The 14,783-nt window shown below is 70.0% G+C and carries 15 protein-coding genes; 4 read left to right on the top strand and 11 right to left on the bottom strand.

All coding sequences use genetic code 11. The features are described 5' to 3' along the window. Position 1 precedes the first annotated feature (1 nt). The 9 genes from VF106_RS24115 to VF106_RS24075 form a co-directional block, all read right to left on the bottom strand. Positions 2–3,151 carry a lantibiotic dehydratase gene (locus tag VF106_RS24115; RefSeq protein WP_330842087.1) on the bottom strand — a complete coding sequence of 1,050 codons (3,150 nt, stop codon included), beginning with the start codon at positions 3,149–3,151 and terminating at the stop codon, positions 2–4. A 110-nt stretch (positions 3,152–3,261) separates the two neighbouring features. Next, complete coding sequence (locus VF106_RS24110) at positions 3,262–3,477, bottom strand: FxLD family lanthipeptide (protein WP_330842086.1); 216 nt, start codon at positions 3,475–3,477, stop codon at positions 3,262–3,264. 5 nt (positions 3,478–3,482) lie between these two features. Beyond that, complete coding sequence (gene fxlM / locus VF106_RS24105) at positions 3,483–4,823, bottom strand: methyltransferase, FxLD system (RefSeq protein WP_330842085.1); 1,341 nt, start codon at positions 4,821–4,823, stop codon at positions 3,483–3,485. A 98-nt stretch (positions 4,824–4,921) separates the two neighbouring features. Further along, positions 4,922–5,269 carry a hypothetical protein gene (locus VF106_RS24100; protein WP_330842084.1) on the bottom strand — a complete coding sequence of 116 codons (348 nt, stop codon included), beginning with the start codon at positions 5,267–5,269 and terminating at the stop codon, positions 4,922–4,924. Beyond that, positions 5,262–5,579 (bottom strand): hypothetical protein, encoded by a 318-nt coding sequence (locus VF106_RS24095; RefSeq protein WP_330842083.1) that lies wholly within the window; start codon positions 5,577–5,579, stop codon positions 5,262–5,264. The genes VF106_RS24100 and VF106_RS24095 overlap by 8 nt, the downstream gene beginning before the upstream one ends. Before the next feature lie 3 nt (positions 5,580–5,582). Continuing rightward, a complete protein-coding gene (locus tag VF106_RS24090; protein WP_330842082.1) occupies positions 5,583–6,155 on the bottom strand; it encodes a DUF4254 domain-containing protein in 573 nt (190 codons plus the stop codon). Between the two features lie 72 nt (positions 6,156–6,227). Then, positions 6,228–6,839 carry an AAA family ATPase gene (locus tag VF106_RS24085; RefSeq protein ID WP_330842081.1) on the bottom strand — a complete coding sequence of 204 codons (612 nt, stop codon included), beginning with the start codon at positions 6,837–6,839 and terminating at the stop codon, positions 6,228–6,230. Further along, positions 6,836–7,468: a 3'-5' exonuclease gene (locus VF106_RS24080; protein WP_330842080.1), complete on the bottom strand. Its 633-nt coding sequence runs from the start codon at positions 7,466–7,468 to the stop codon at positions 6,836–6,838. Before VF106_RS24080 ends, VF106_RS24085 begins: the two co-directional genes overlap by 4 nt. Further along, the gene (locus tag VF106_RS24075; protein WP_330842079.1) at positions 7,465–8,676 is read right to left on the bottom strand and encodes a radical SAM protein; all 1,212 of its coding nucleotides are present in this window, start codon (positions 8,674–8,676) and stop codon (positions 7,465–7,467) included. The genes VF106_RS24080 and VF106_RS24075 overlap by 4 nt, the downstream gene beginning before the upstream one ends. 151 nt (positions 8,677–8,827) lie before the next feature. On the opposite strand from VF106_RS24075, the gene VF106_RS24070 reads away from it, so the two are divergent. From VF106_RS24070 to VF106_RS24055, 4 genes are all read left to right on the top strand, one after another. Next, a complete protein-coding gene (locus tag VF106_RS24070) occupies positions 8,828–10,345 on the top strand; it encodes a helix-turn-helix domain-containing protein (protein WP_330842078.1) in 1,518 nt (505 codons plus the stop codon). 39 nt (positions 10,346–10,384) lie between these two features. Then, positions 10,385–11,464, top strand: a complete 1,080-nt coding sequence (locus VF106_RS24065; protein WP_330842077.1) for an asparaginase — start codon at positions 10,385–10,387, stop codon at positions 11,462–11,464. Then, positions 11,457–11,927 (top strand): PPC domain-containing DNA-binding protein, encoded by a 471-nt coding sequence (locus VF106_RS24060; protein ID WP_330842076.1) that lies wholly within the window; start codon positions 11,457–11,459, stop codon positions 11,925–11,927. Before VF106_RS24065 ends, VF106_RS24060 begins: the two co-directional genes overlap by 8 nt. Before the next feature lie 157 nt (positions 11,928–12,084). Further along, positions 12,085–12,309, top strand: a complete 225-nt coding sequence (locus VF106_RS24055; RefSeq protein ID WP_330842075.1) for a hypothetical protein — start codon at positions 12,085–12,087, stop codon at positions 12,307–12,309. A gap of 667 nt (positions 12,310–12,976) precedes the next feature. Here VF106_RS24055 and VF106_RS24050 read toward each other — a convergent pair. Then, the gene (locus tag VF106_RS24050; RefSeq protein ID WP_330842074.1) at positions 12,977–13,255 is read right to left on the bottom strand and encodes a hypothetical protein; all 279 of its coding nucleotides are present in this window, start codon (positions 13,253–13,255) and stop codon (positions 12,977–12,979) included. Between the two features lie 658 nt (positions 13,256–13,913). Next, the gene (locus VF106_RS24045) at positions 13,914–14,777 is read right to left on the bottom strand and encodes a hypothetical protein (RefSeq protein WP_330842073.1); all 864 of its coding nucleotides are present in this window, start codon (positions 14,775–14,777) and stop codon (positions 13,914–13,916) included. Positions 14,778–14,783 lie beyond the last annotated feature (6 nt).

Genomic DNA, 14,783 nt, shown 5'->3' with positions numbered 1-14,783 from the left:
GTCATCGGGCACCGGCCAGGGCGAGGAGGCGCAGCGCCGCCGCGCGGGCGAGCCGTCCGGTTTCCTTCTCGAAGGTCGGATCGACGCCGACGGCGCGGACGTGGTGCTCGTGCAGCAGGGTGCGCAGCACCGTGCCCGGCTCGCGCTGCTGCTGGAGAAGGGCCTGGTAGTAGCCGCTCAGCGTGCTGTCTCGGGCAAGCCAGGCCGCAGCGACCATCTCGCCGCCCGGCAGGGCTCGGACTGCGGAATATCCGTGGTCGGGGTTGGCCAGGTTGAGGGCGTGGTCGCGCAGCGTCCGGTCCAGCGGCCCGTGCTCCTGGCGCAGGCAGCCCAGCAGCGACCGGTACCCGGTCTGCGGGTCGGGGGCGAAGGACGCGGCCAGGTGCGTCATCGACGCGGCGGCCAGCGCCTGTGCGGGAGTCCCGGACGCCTCTGCTGCCGCGAGCTGCGCGATGGCGGCCGTGGTGTCCGCGGCGAACACCTGCTCCACCGCCGCGAGCGCCGGGCCGTCGCCGTAGCGGGCCGGGTGCTGCGGCGTCGGGGCGAGGGTGAGCTGGCAGGGAAGACCGCGCGTGTCCAGTTCGGCCGCGAACGCGGCAACCTGGGCGGCGACCGGTCCGTACTGCTCGGGGCTGGACAGACGCAGGAACACGGCGAGGTGCTGATCGGTGTCGAGCCGGATCATGTCGCGGTGCCGCCGCACCCACCATGACTCGACCGGACCGCCCAGGTCTCGCCGGTTACGGAGGTCGTTGACGAACCGGGGCAGGTGCGCGGTGAGAATCTCGTCGAACCGGGCCGGGTTGCCCACCAGCTGCGCGTGCACCACAGCGGAGTCGCCTGGTCGAAGGACGGCACCCGGCGCGGCGGTGGCGGGCAGCGGCCGTGCGGGCGGGGTGATCGCGGTCATCGGGATCAGCAGCTCCGCCGGCCGTCCGAGCCAGCCCTGACCGTCGGCCTGCCCATCCTCGTGCAACTCGATCCGCCCAGCGCGCTCCAGGTGGATACGCAACAGGGCACAGTCCAGTTCCTGATCGAGGTCCAGGGGCAGGCGCAGATCGTTGTGGACCAGCACCACGTGTGCCGGCACCCGCCACCGATCCCGCCACGACGGCACCGCCTCCCCGGCGTCTCGGTTTCCGAACTGACCCGCGATGTCGGTGGCGGTGAGGACCCAGCGGGCGGCGGCCAGCACGGTGCGCCGATACCGGATGCGCGGCACGTAAGGCAGGACACGGGCGGCACCCAGGTCGAAGCCGCGGAACACCGCGCTGCGTGCGTCGGCGACCTCCGCGAGGAACCGGGCCAACGGCGGGCTCTGGACGTAGGTGTCCAGGGCGTGCGGGATCCGGGGGATCACCCGCCGACCGGTTGACCGCTGCACCAGGTACATCTGCTCGGCGTTCGCGGTGACCGCCAGGTCATCCACTCCGATGACCGTGAGATCGGGGTGTGCTGGGCCGGGGTGCTCCGACAGCGACACGACGTCGGGGAGCAGCGGCGGGACGCGCACCACGTTTTCGTTGTGCGGGCGGCGCGGCGGAAACGACAGCTGCACCGCCACTACCCCGTCGTTCGCCGCCGCTTCCGCGCCGTGGGGAGCGGCGGCGTAGGTGGCGGCCAGCCGGGCGTGGTCGGTGTCGTCCAGCAGGTGAGCGAACCGTCCGGCCATGCTGGTGTGAGTGCGCGGCGCGGCGGTGACCCGCAGCTGGAACGTGCCTCGGTCGAGGGCCGTGGTCGACGCGGCGTAGACCTCGACACCGAGTTCGATCCGCTGTGGCGGCACGGCGTCGGTGTGCTCGCCGACGGTCAGCGTCTCGACGTCGGCGTCGGTCAGCTCGATTTCCTCGGCCCCGGCCAGGGTGGCCTGCTGGATCAGTGTCAGGAGGGCGGCGTCGCGGTCGGTCAACATCCGCCATGCGGGCCGGGCGCGTGGCGCGCCGAGGTAGCCGGCGGGGTATCCGAGCCCGGAGTCGGCTACCAACTCCCGCACCGGCACCAGCGCGCCGGGACCGTAGCGGGCGCGGAACCGGGCGTGGTAGTCCAGCCAGGCCGCTGACCCGAACGGCTGCGTGGTCGTCCGCAGCAGGACGCTGGCGGCGATCGCGGCCTCGGTCAGCACCGCCTCGGGGACGGCGATCCGGGCGTCGAGCCGGGTGTCGGCGGCCAGCACGGGAGCGGGGTCGGGCACGAGCGCGGTCATCCGCGCGACGAGTGCCGTCCTGATCTGCGCGGCCTGCTCAGGGTCAACTGTGCTGTTGTGCCGGGCCAGACCCGCGCTGACCTCGTCGAGTTCGTTCAGCAGCCCGGCGATGTCCGCCAGCGTGTTCGCCTCGGCCGCGTAGAGCACGTCGATCAGATGCGACAGGGCGTCGATGCTCGTCATCGGTGGCCGCAGGCTCGTGATCAGCACGCCGGCGTCGATCAGGCCGTGCAGGAGCGTGTGGATCGCCTGCGGTGAGGCGGAGGGGAACCGGGTGGTCAGCCGGGCGGCGAGCGCGTCGAACCGGATCGGCGAGCTGGCCACGTCCAGCGCGAACCGCACGGGCCGGGTGAGCCGCACCGACGACTCCCGCAGCGGCCCGGGAGCCGACGCACCGATCTCGGCCCGGGGGTGCACGATGACGCGGCCATCCCGCACGAAGCGCGCACTGTCGGCCACCACAGCGAGCCCCGACCGCAGACTCGTGTGCTGTTCGAGCCGGTTGACCAGCGCGGCGACCCATTCGGAGTCCGCACGCATGACGGCACGGTGATCCCTGCCCACCTCGCCCAGCGCGGGTCCGATGGCGGCGGCAGCGACCCCGGCGAACATGCCGAACGGGGTCGTGCGCCGCTGCCAGCGCAACAGGTAGGACGCCACGGAGACAACGACGCGGTGCACGTCCTTCACCGAGCGGGGGCCGGCCTGCCCGTCGGGGAACTGGTCGATGAGCTGATCAAGGCGATCGCCGAGCACCGGGCTGGCCAACCGCAGCGCCTCCCGGATCTCCGGGCGCGCCCACACCTTCGCCAGCCACGCCCGGCCTTCCTGCTCGACCGCTGCCGGGTCGGACAGATCCAGCTGCGCGGGCGGGTCGAGGTCGCCGGGATCAGTGGTGACGCGCACCAGGACGAGACCGGTGTGCCGGTAGCGCGTGGACACAGTCATGGCGATCCCTCTCCTCACCCGCACGCGGTCGTCGCAGTGGTCGTCGCGCCGTCGGCGCCCGAGAACCTCGAGCGCCGACGGCTTAGGACTGGATCAGAAACAGGGCTGGATCAGGACGGATCGAACGACTCGGTGCTGCACGCACTGGTGTTGCAGGTGTTGCCGCACCCGTCGCTCGTGTCGCACATCATGATCACGAGCTTCGTGGTGGACTCCACCACGCGCATGTCCAACTCGAACTCCGCATCGTCCACGTCCAGGTCGACATCCATGCCGGCGACGAAGCCCGGGGGCTCCGAGCGGTCGAGGGTCAGCGCTGGCGACATCGGTTTCACTCCTCACTTTCGGGGTTGTGCAGGACACCCTGACCAGGCGCGGCGTCCGCCGGCCGCGGCCAGGAGATCGTGACCAGGCCGTGCGCCTTCTCCAGCACTGCCGTGTCCTCGCCGAACTCAGGGCGGTCGGTGCCGGTCGGCCAGTACCCGAACGTGGGCTCCACGCTGCGGGCCTGGCGGTCCCACGCCTGGATCTGCTCGACCATCGCGGCGGCGGGCGCCTCACCGTGCACCCCGTAGGCCCGCGCCCCGAACTCGACGCCGCCGCCGTCCAGCGCGGGTCGGACCGCGAGGTAGGCGAAAGAGTCGCCGCGCACGACACCGAAGGGGAACCAGCTCTTGCGGTCGGCGGCCAGCTCGGTGCCCTCGTCCACGGCCAGCTTGCAGAAGCCGGGCAGGAAACCGGCGAACCACAGGTGCAGATCGGCGAAAGACACGCCGTGCTTGACCGTGACACCGGACCACACCTCGGTCCGCTCGGTCGCCAGCACCCCGTCCAGCAGACTCAGGTCCTGCGGCACGTCGCCGTCGAACCGCAGCTTGACGTTGTGGCCGTTCTCGTCGGGCAGCAGGAAGACCCGCTCGTCGTGGGCGCCCGATCCCTGCATCGGGACGAACCCGCACACCTCGGCCGAGGTGCTCACCAGGTGGTCGCCCTCGCGACGGAACCCGATCGAACGGGTGATCCCGTTCATCCGCAGCGGAACGACGATCGCGCCGTCTGCGGACAACCGCTCCAGCCAGGTCGGCGAGATGTCCCACGCCCCGACCGTCACCAGGATCGCGTCGACCGGCTCGTCGAGCCCCGGCACCGTGTTCTCGGCGTCGACCTGCATCACGGTGACCCTGCTGCCGTACCCGGTGGCCTCCAGCAGGGCGCGGGCCTGGCCGGTCACCTCCGGGTCGATGTCCACGCTGACCACCCGCCCGTCCGCGCCGACGACTTCGGCCAGCAGCGCGGCGTTGTAGCCGCCGGACCCGATCTCCAGCACGCTCATGCCGGGCCTGAGTCCGGCCTGCTCGATCATCCGGGCTTGGATGAACGGCGCGCTGGTCGAGGAGATGACCACTCCGTCGGAGTCCCGCTTGATCGCCACCGAGTCAGCGGCGTTGTAGGCGACCTCCAGCGGCGTGCCCTGGGGAACGAACAGGTGCCGCGGCACCGTCCGGAACGCCCGCTCCACCACGGGCGAGGTGATCATGCCGTCAGCGAGGAGCTTGTCCGTCAAGGCGTTGCGAATCTCGGCGGCCCGGTCGGAATCGGTGGACGCGCCAACCGCCTCGGGCGAGGTCTCGTCGGTGGTGGCGCTGGTGTCATCATTTCGGAGAGTGTTCACCTGGTGACTCTTTCAAGGGTTGTTTCTCGGTTAGGTGGCCGGTGCGAGGTCTGTGGACCGGGAACGTGCCGCGGTCGGGGGTCGCGGCACGTTCCCGGTCAGGAGGCCCCCAGCATTGCGACGGTCGGCCGTCCGGCGGCAGCCGCATGCCTGCCGGAGGTGGCCGCGGGAGGACCGTCGGCGGCGATCAGGTGCTGGTGGGCGGTGGTCCACACGGAACAGGGGTGTTGGCGGGGTCGGCGCCATCCGGAGCACTGTGGGCACCGGCCGTGTTCGTCGGGTTGGTGCGCGGCCAGCAGGTCGCGCCAGGCCCTGGTCAGCCGGGAGATCTCCGTGTCGGCGAGGGCGGCGCGGGACGGCTCGTCGGCGTCGGTGACCAGCCGGTCCAGGTAGTCCAGGCGGCCGTACACCGCATCACACATGGTGGCAGCGAGAATCTCATCCATCGTGCTGCTCCTTGTCGAACCGGGTGTCGGAGTGACGGGAGGTGTGCGGCGTTGGCAGGGGCGGTGGCCAGAGGCGCGCGTGCAGGTCAGGCGGCACCAGTTCGCCCAGCCGCACCCCGGCGGCCTGTACGCGGTGCGCGGCGTCGTCGAAGCGGGCGCAGGGCCAGGACTGGGTGGAGCACAGCGGGCACGCCCGTGGGTCCTCCGGTGGCGGCAGGTGCGCGGACATGTCGTCGATCGCCTGGGCGGCCCGCCCGACCGGGCTGTCGGCCGCGACGATGACCGCGACGCTCTCGCGTATCCCGCCCATGACTCACGCCGCCACGTGGGGACCGGTCGAGGTCTGGTGGAGCGGCAGCCGGCGTCGGCCGCTCTGTAGGTCGGTGACCAGGTCGTCGTAGCCGGTGCACAGCTCGCTGAGCTGGTGCAGCGCCACCCTGGCCCGCGTGGGCGCGGCCGGACCGGTGTCGTTGTCGGCGATCAGCCGGGAGCGTGTCCACACCGCCGCCAGCCGGTCGATGAGCTGGCCCAGGGTTTCGGTGTGCAGCACCGTGGCGCGGGATTCGCCGAACTCGACGGCCGCCCAGAGGTCGATCTGCTCGACCAGTACCGCGCAGGCGGTCGCCCGCACGGCGAGCGTGCGCGCTGCGGCGGCCATCATGTGGTCCTCGGCGTGCCGGTCGTGCGTGAGGTGGTGGGCCTGCGCGCGCATCTGGTGTTCGGCGGCGAGCTTCGCGGCGACCGCGAGCACGGGATGTCGGTCTCCGGCTTCGCTGGGGTGGCTGAACGCGCGCACCACCATCGAGGCGCGCGGAACCTCCACGTGTCTACGGTCCTGGGGGTGTCCGGCCGAGAGAGTGTCGGGCTGGATCACGACACTGGACATGCGAATCACTCCTTGCGGTGTTGTGGGGAGCCGTTCGCGCCTGGGGTCGCCGGGCGCCGGCTTGTCGGGTGATCAGCTGGTGTTCAGCCCGGACAGGCGGGCGGTGGCGAACGCGAGTACGCGGGCCAGCGCCTGGTCGTGGCCGTCGACTGGCAGCAGTTCATGCGGCAGTCGCATCTCGTGCAGGACTCGGTTGACGTAGTGATCGGCCAGTACGCGGAAGTCGCTGTTGGAGTCGCGGGTCTTGTTGTCTCCCAAGGGAATGGCGGGATCGAGGGTGGTGCGCAGCATCAGGTCGTAGTTGCTGCTGTGCGCTTCGACCAGGGATTCCAGGTAGGCCACAGCGGCGGGGTCGGGCACTTCGTTCCGGTAGGCCAGCGCGGCGCGGTAGTAGCCCAGGGCATCGGGTACGGCCCGGTCGATCAGGACGACATCGGCGTGCAGCCATGCCTCCAACTCGTTGCTGATCCCACGGGTGATGATCCACAAGGTGGAGGTGAAGGTGTGGTTGAACAGGATCGGCAGCCCGATGCGCTGCGCTTGTTCGGCAAGGTCGGCGACGGTGGCGACCTGGATGTCCTCCAGCCGCAGCGCGTGCGCCAGGCGAGCCAGGAAGGTGGACTTGCCGGTGGAGTGTGTGCCCAGCACCGCGATGGTGACCGGACGGTCGACGGGAACGCTCACCACAGTCCTCCCCGCTGGTCGGGCTTGTCGGACTGATCGAAGCCGGGCAGGTTGGCCACTTGCACCAACCCTGGCCAGTCCAGGCCGGACTGTTCGACCAGGGCGAGCAGCAACCCGGCGGTCATCCACGTGTCGTAGTCCGCGCGGTGCCGCCGTCCGGCGTCGTCCTCGACGTCGAGGCCGGCGTGGACGATGAGCCGGTCCAGGCCGTAGCCGGGCAGGCCGGGCCACACGTGCTTGGCCAGCCGCAGGGTGTCCAGCACCATCGGCGGCTGCCAGGCGGGCAAGTGGGTGCCCAGGACCCGGTGTTCGACCGAGGCGTTGTGCGCGATCAGGGTCCGGTCGGTGAGCAGGTCGGCGACGTCGTCGGCGACCTGCGACCACGTCGGGCAGTTCGCGACATCGGCGTTGCTGATGCCGTGCACCTTGCGCGTGACCAGCGACGTGATCGGCGCTAGCGGGCGGACCAGCCAGGTGGACACATCCTCACGGCGGACGGGCTCGTCCAGGGTGAGCACGGCGATCTCGACGATCTCCGGTGGCTGGCCGCCGTTGCCCTCGACATCGACCACGGCCAGACGCTGACCGGTCAGGGCTGCGGGAATGGTGCGGGGCACGAGGCTTGTCACGAGGCGACGCCTTCCTGTGAGTCGGCCGACCAGCCGATCTCGGCCCGACCGTGCCGATGCCGGTGGTGCGGTTTGGTCACGTCGTGCACCTGGTAGCCGAGGCTGTGCTGCATCCGGTAGCGACGCTGCTCGTCCAGCCCGTCGACCAGCACGGCGCGGTCGGTGATCGTGACCAGCCTGCCGCCCAACTCGGCCGCCATCGCCGCGACGGGCCGAGAGGCGGGCGTCTTCCACGCTTCCGCACAGCGCTGGATCTGCGCAGCCGGGCAGATGTCGCACAGCTCCCGGATGCCGAAATGCCCGTTGTAGTCGGCCGCGCCGTGGGCGAACGCGACCGCGCAACTGGTCTTGCGGAACAACGGCGAGCCGCCCTGTCTCGCCGCGGCGGCGGACAGGATGCGCCGCTCCAGCACCTCGGGGAAGATCTTGCGCCGGGCTCCGTGGTCGTAGGGCTCGGGCAGGCCATGCACGCGGTAGTAGTCACGGATCTCGTTCTTGTAGAACAGGCCGGTGAACACTGTGGCGTGCGCTCGCGCGCTGAGCCGCAGCGCCTGGTCGAGGTGGTCATCGGTGTCGTTGAGACCGGGCACGATCGGCCGCCAGTACAGCACCACCCGGTAGTTCTCCGCGTGGGCGAACGCCGTGTCCAGGGAGGTGGCGGCGATGCTCGAGTCGACCGGTTCGACCCGCTCGTCAGCGATGCCCGACCACGTCACCAGCACGGTGACCTTCAGGTACCGCAACGAGTTCAGCACCGCGCAGTCCTCCCGAGTGACCCGCCACCGGGTGATCACCAGCACGTGGTTGGTCAGCTCGCGGGCGTCCAGCAACCGCAGCGTCGCGAAGGTGTGCGGCTTGACCCCCGGCAGCATCGGGTCGGTGGCCCGGTTGAACACCTGAACCGGAGTCACGTGCGGCTGGAAGAACCGGTGCCCGACAAGCAGGTCGACGGCCTGCTCGTCGCTCATCAACGCGCGGGGCACCTTCATCGTGAAGTTGTCGAACAGGTGCCGCACGCAGTACCCGCAATCCAGCGGGCACCCGACGACATGGTTGAGGCTCAGGCCGCTCTTGCGGTTCTCGATCACCTCCAGCAGCTCCGGCCGCAACCGCGCCCGCTGCTGCTCGGTCAGGATCGGCGGCGGCCTCCGCGAGGACGCAGCCGGCCTGCCCGCAGCGGGTGCGGGGCTGGGGGTGGAGATCGTCACAAGGGGCCTCCTGCTCCTGGGGCGCATGACCGATGAGCTGATTGCCATGTGACCAGGACCACCTATGCTCACGGAACGGGGCAAACCTGCGACCCCGTGTGGTTGGACCCTGTTGCCCCCTCCGTGACACACGCAGCGCTGGGAGCTCGTGATGACCGACGACACGGCCGAGGACCCGGCTGGCGGCGAGGACGTCGAGCCCGCCGCGGCCCAGCTCGCTGAGGAGATCCGGCGTCGCCGTCTCGCCGCCGACCTCAGCCATGCCCAGCTCGGCGCGAAGATCGGGTACTCCCGGCAGTACGTGTCGCTGGCTGAGCGGCCCCGCAAGGGCCTGCCCTCGGCCGACCTGGTCCGCGCTCTCGACCATGCTCTGGCCGCCGACGGTGCGCTGCTCGGTCTGCGGGAGAAAGCCGACGCCGCCCGCCAAGCACGGCGCCGGTCCCGCACCAGTGTCCTGGAGGTGGGGATGCCGATCCCGGTCCCCGCCCCGCCCGCCGGCGTTCCCGGACTCGCCCTGGACACCGGGCGCAGCGCCGACAACGAGGTCGCCGTGCAGGCACCGGCAGGCCGATTCTTCGCGGGCACCGCGATCCCGGCCAGGGCGTACCCGGCCAGCGACGATGGCCGCATCCTTGCCGCCGTGCCGACCGGGTTCGCCGACGACCCGTTCCTGCGACGTCCCCGGCGTGGGCTGGTCGTCGGCGTTACCCAGGGGGACAAGCGCGGTCCCGGCCTGTTCGGGCTGGATAACCGGCAGGCTCGCCGCCGCCTGGCCGGCGCGCCCGGTCAGGCACGGCTGCTGATGTCGCGCGCCTACGCACTCGACGACCTGACTCTCGGCATCCTGTGGGCGGTGGCCAACCTCGACGAGGCACTGCTGGACGACGACGCGTCCCTGGACGACAGCAGGGGGCAAATGGCCGTCTACGAGCATTTGCCCCGTTCCGCGGCCGGACGGGAGATCGCTACCGACCTCGCGCCGGTGTCGCGGATGTGGCTGGGCTCGCAGTTCTGCGCCAGCCACATCCTCCGGCATACCGACACACTCACTGACGTCCCCGCGTTCTGGACCCGTGAGCAGCGCGGCGAGGAAGCCAGCACCTGGCTACTGTTCGCGCACAAGTACGCCTACCTGCGTCAATCCGGCGGTACAGGCGCTGGCCTCGACGACGCGCCCAGCCGAGCGTTCTGCGTCCCGCACTCGGCCGTGACCGACTCCAGCCGTCCCGAGCGGGTCCTGCTGCTCCTCGCGATGGCGCTGATGGAGTCCTTCGGCATCACCGTCGACGTCACCGCAGAGCCCGAATACGCCGCCGTTCCCGGCTTCGTCTTCGACGGCCACCGGCACGCGATCGTGGCGAACTGGGTCGGCACCGACGGCATCTGGCAGGTCGACGTCACTGACACCGCGCTGCTGCTGCGCGAGTTCGCCGACGCCACCGGCTACGCCCGTGCACACTCGATCGCCGCCGCCGACACGCCGGGCGAGCGGCTGCGGGCGCTGGCTGACTACCTCGACCTCGACTGGACCTGGCTGGTCCGCCGCTGCGCCGAACTCGGCGAATACGGCAGCAGCGGAATCGCCCAGCCCCGCAGCCGACTGCTGTCCACCGACGGTGTCGACCGAGCCTGCCTGTTCCTCGCTCAAGCGGCGCACACGGCCCACTAGGCTGCCGGATCATCCCAGCCTCGACGACGAAGGACAGCCGTGCCCGAACCCTCCAGCACACCGGCACGCCGCGTGGTCGTCTTCGGCCTGGGCGGCACGATCGCCATGACCTCCACCGCAGGCGGCGGCGTGGTGCCCGCGCTGTCAGCCGACCAACTCGTCGACGCCGTGCCCGGCCTGGCCGACACAGGCATCACCGTTGAGGTGGAGGACTTCCGCCGCGTGCCCGGCGCATCGTTGGCCTTCGACGACCTGGCTGCGCTGGCCGCCGCGATACAGGCGCGGCTGGTGGCCGGCGCGGACGGCGTGGTCATCACCCAGGGCACCGACACCATCGAAGAGACCGCCTATCTGCTCGATCTCACCCACCACCGGCCTGAGCCGGTCGTGGTCACCGGGGCGATGCGCAACCCGACGCTGGCCGGTGCCGACGGGCCGGGCAACCTGCTGGCCGCGGTCCAGACCGCCGCCAGCCCGGACACTCGAGAGCTCGGCGCGGTGGTGGTGTTCGCCGACGAGATCCACGCCGCCGCCCGCGTCCGCAAAACCCATTCCACCAGCGGCTACACCTTCGTCTCCGCCAACGGCGGCCCGCTGGGTTACGTCGTGGAGGGCCACGCCCGCGTCCTCAACCACCCGACTGGCCGCACCACCATCACCACGGCTGCCGAACCCCGTCCGGTCGAGGTCGCCCTGGTCACGATGGTGCTCGGCGACACCGGAACTCTCCTGCGCGCCGCCGCTGACCAGTGCGACGGACTGGTCGTGGCCGCGTTCGGCGTCGGCCACGTCCCCCACCGCGTCGTAGACACCCTCACCGAGCTGGCCGCGGCGATGCCCGTGGTGCTGGCCTCCCGCACAGGTGCAGGCTCGGTGCTCGCCCACACCTACGCCTTCCCCGGATCCGAATCCGACCTGCTGGGCCGCGGCCTGATCTCCGCGGGCTTCCTCGACCCGCTCAAGGCCCGCATCCTGCTGCACCACCTGCTCTCCGGCGGGCACGACCAGGCCGACATCCGCGCCGCGTTCGCCCAGGCCGGCGGCTACACGCGCCCCGACCAACAAACAGACCACGCCGACACCGTCATGCAGACCGTGCAGGGAGCCACCCGTGCGTAGCCACGAACTGACCCTCGGCCGCAGCTTCGCCGTCGTCTTCGACCACGGCGACGACTTCTTCACCGCCCTGGCCGACTTCTGCCGCGACAACGGGGTACGCCAGGGCTACATTCCCGGCTTCATCGCCGGCTTCCGCCAGGTCCAGATCGTCGGCACCTGCGACAAGCTCGACGACCCCAACGCGCCCGTGTGGACCAAGGTCCACCTGACCAACGTCGAAGCCCTCGGCGGCGGCACCCTCGCCTACGACGAGACCAATGACCGGGTCGCGCCACACATCCACGTCGCGGTCGGCCTCAAGGAACACAGCGCCACCGGCCACACCAGCCACCTACTCGGCGCCGAAGTCCAGTTCCTCACCGAAATGCTCGTCATCGAAGTCGCTGCACCACAAATGCACCGCGTCCGCCAACCCGACCTCTACGACGTCCCGCTTCTGCGGTTCGGACCCAACTCCGAGTAGGCGCCGTGCCCGACGGTCTACTCAGCTCGCCGTCCGCGCACCGTCGTGCCTAACGCTCCAGCCAGTCGGGCTTCTCCTCGAACACGTTGGGTCGGTGCCTAGCCACGTCCAGCGGTTCCCATTCCGGCAGACACCACATGTGATGGAGAGGGCTCACATGCGCACGACACCGCTGCCGAAGCCAGCGGTCAAGCTCGACCGCATCGAGAGGCAGCCGGGTGCCCACGATCCAACCGCCCTGGAACTCGATCGCCTCGCGCTTGGGATACGGCACGCGCTCGCCGATGCCCTTGTAGCCATACCCTCCAACCGTGTTGCGGCACCTCTGGCCCGCGTCGTCGACGGCCGCGCACCACGCGAAGCCTGCGACGAGTCCCGGTAGGTATCGAGGCGACCCGTCCCAAGCGGGTTGGCTGTCCTGACTCCCGGGACCATGTAGGCGATCAGGAGGCCGTTGAGGCTGATGATCGTCGGAAACCGCTTCGGGCGTTTCTTGCCGTCAACCGCGCCGTTCTCCCAGAGTTCGGCGGTCGCCGCAGACACGGCAGCGACGGCATCGACATCGCCGAACTCGAACCATTCGCCCTCGCTCTGCTGAGGCTCGAACCGCTTGTGCAGCGCACGCTCAAGCAGCAGGCCTCCTCCGTGCCGCCACAGCACCCGCACGCGGTGCAGAGAGCCGGTCCTGGACTCCGCCAGGCGATGCTCGGCGACTTCGAGTGCCCGATCTTCACCCGAGGGCCCTCCTCGCCACCGATCACATACACGTAGTCCGCTTGCATCGTTCAGTACTCTCCCGGCCTGGTCACCTACATTCGGTGACGACCGTAACGAGGAACACCGACAACCCGGATGCCGCAGGTCCAACCAGGGCATTGCCCTGTTGCACCTGGAGAATGCCCACGCCGGCACCGGCACGTGGGACACCGCCCACCAGTGGGTCCGCGCGATGACCCACGAGCCCGGTGACCATGACCGGGTAGACCGGACCGTGGCCACGGTGACCTCGTGCTATGTGCCGTCGGTCGTGATTGACACATGCTGGCGCGTCAGAACGGTGGGGCTGGTGTGGACACTCCGTCGTCGAGGAGATCTTCCAATTCTCGGAGCAGCACCGGGGCGTCTGCGGCGAGTGTCGCCTGCTTCGCCGCAATGGCAAGAAGTTGAGCGGTGATCTCAGCCCGTCGACTGGCCGCGCCCGACATTCCGGCTTGACTCGCATCGTGCATGGCGGTAGCGCCGAGGCTGTCCAGTTGGACTTGGGCGTAGTCCAGTCCGCTGCGTAGCTGTTCTACCGTGGCCTCATCGCGGCGGCGGACACCCATCATCTGGTTCCCCTCGGCATTGACCTCACCAGGATGGCGTTGGGCCTCCCCGGCAAGCTGGTGGGCAAGCTTGGGTTCAGAGCAGCCCTCGTGTGCCGCGCAAACGGTTCCACAGGGCCGGGTTGGGGTCCTCGTCGAGACCTTGCTCGGCAAGGAGAGCGGCGGCTGCCGTGATCGGTGTCGCTGGCGGTCGAGGCGCCCCCGTTACCAGACTCGTAGTGCCGCCCCCATGCGGCTCGCCCTCGGGCACGATTCTGCTCGGCGATGGCGCGTTCTTCCGTGGTCAGGTGTCCAGCAGGCCACGGGGTTCGGCACAGGATCATCTGGATCCGGCCAGCCCCAGTCCGCTGAATGAGGTCGGCAGCGATACCCGTGCTTGGTGCGTCGGGTGCACTTCGGATCCGTCGTTGCCATCGGCCACTCTCTCTGACGGTGACGGGGATGACCAACCGCCACGATGGCGGCTGGTGGCTCGGGCGGTTCGATTTGGCTCCACCAGGGCGGCTTGAACTGGCCCACCTTGCGGTTGGCGCGGCAGCGGCCGTTCACCTTACGTAATCATCGCGGCGAGATCGTTCGCCCAGCGAAACGTCCTCTCCTGCCGAGCAGCGGACGGCCACAGCGGTTGAGCTACACGCGAGACGGGCGTGTTCGCGAGAGGTCAATCGATCTTCGGGGGCAGTGGCAAGGTGCGGTCGAACTCGCCGGTCGCCCTCGTATCGACGCTGCATCGGAGTCTGCCTGGCAGGCACGGTGTGCAGTCGCCGAAGACCATCACGTAGCTGACGGTGGCGAGGTTCGGGAACCACTGCGCGCGGCCGGGGATGAACACCTCGCATTCGCCACCTGGAGGGGTGTCGGGCACTGGCAGCACGGCCGGGGTGAACGGGAGACTGGAGCTGACCGGCGGCCCGAGCCGGTAGAGCAGGCGATTGCGCCACGGGACGTCGCCGGCGTTGTGGAGGCGGGCAGTCAGCACGAAGAGCGCCACTTTGTCGACGTGCACGTCGAGAATCGAGGTCGAGTCGACCTGGATCGCGTCGTTTCCTTGTGGCACGGTCACCTCGGTCGTGTCGAGCAGTCGCTGTTTCGTCTGCTCGCGGTACTTCTCCCGGTTGATGCCGTGTTCGTCGAACAGCTTGCCGTAGTTGTGCCGCCATCCGCGGCCGACGACTCGATCCAGCAGGGCGGTCGGGTTCAGCCACCATCGCGTGCGGGAGATCTGGTTGACGACACGCGTCCACTGCTGTCGGCGCACCTGCGGTGTGACGGGCGGCAACGGCTCGATGATGAACTCGTCGGGCCTGAGCTCGACGACCTCCTCCGTGGCGTACCCAGCTCGCACCAGCGCGTCGGCGATCGCGTTCCAGGTCGCGGGTGTCAGGCGAGCCGTGCCCTGCTCGATGCGCCCGAGGCGTTGCCGGCTGAGTTTGCCCGGGTAGCCGTGTTCGTGGAGCAGGTCGACGAACGCCTGCAACGACAGGTCGCCGCGCACACGCCGCAACGCGTCACGTGCCCGGTCCATCCGATC

Origin of the sequence: Actinophytocola sp., assembly GCF_036378875.1 — a bacterium.
Lineage (GTDB): Bacteria > Actinomycetota > Actinomycetes > Mycobacteriales > Pseudonocardiaceae > Actinophytocola.
Note: the sequence above shows the minus strand (reverse complement) of the source record. Positions and strands in the feature narration are given on the sequence as shown.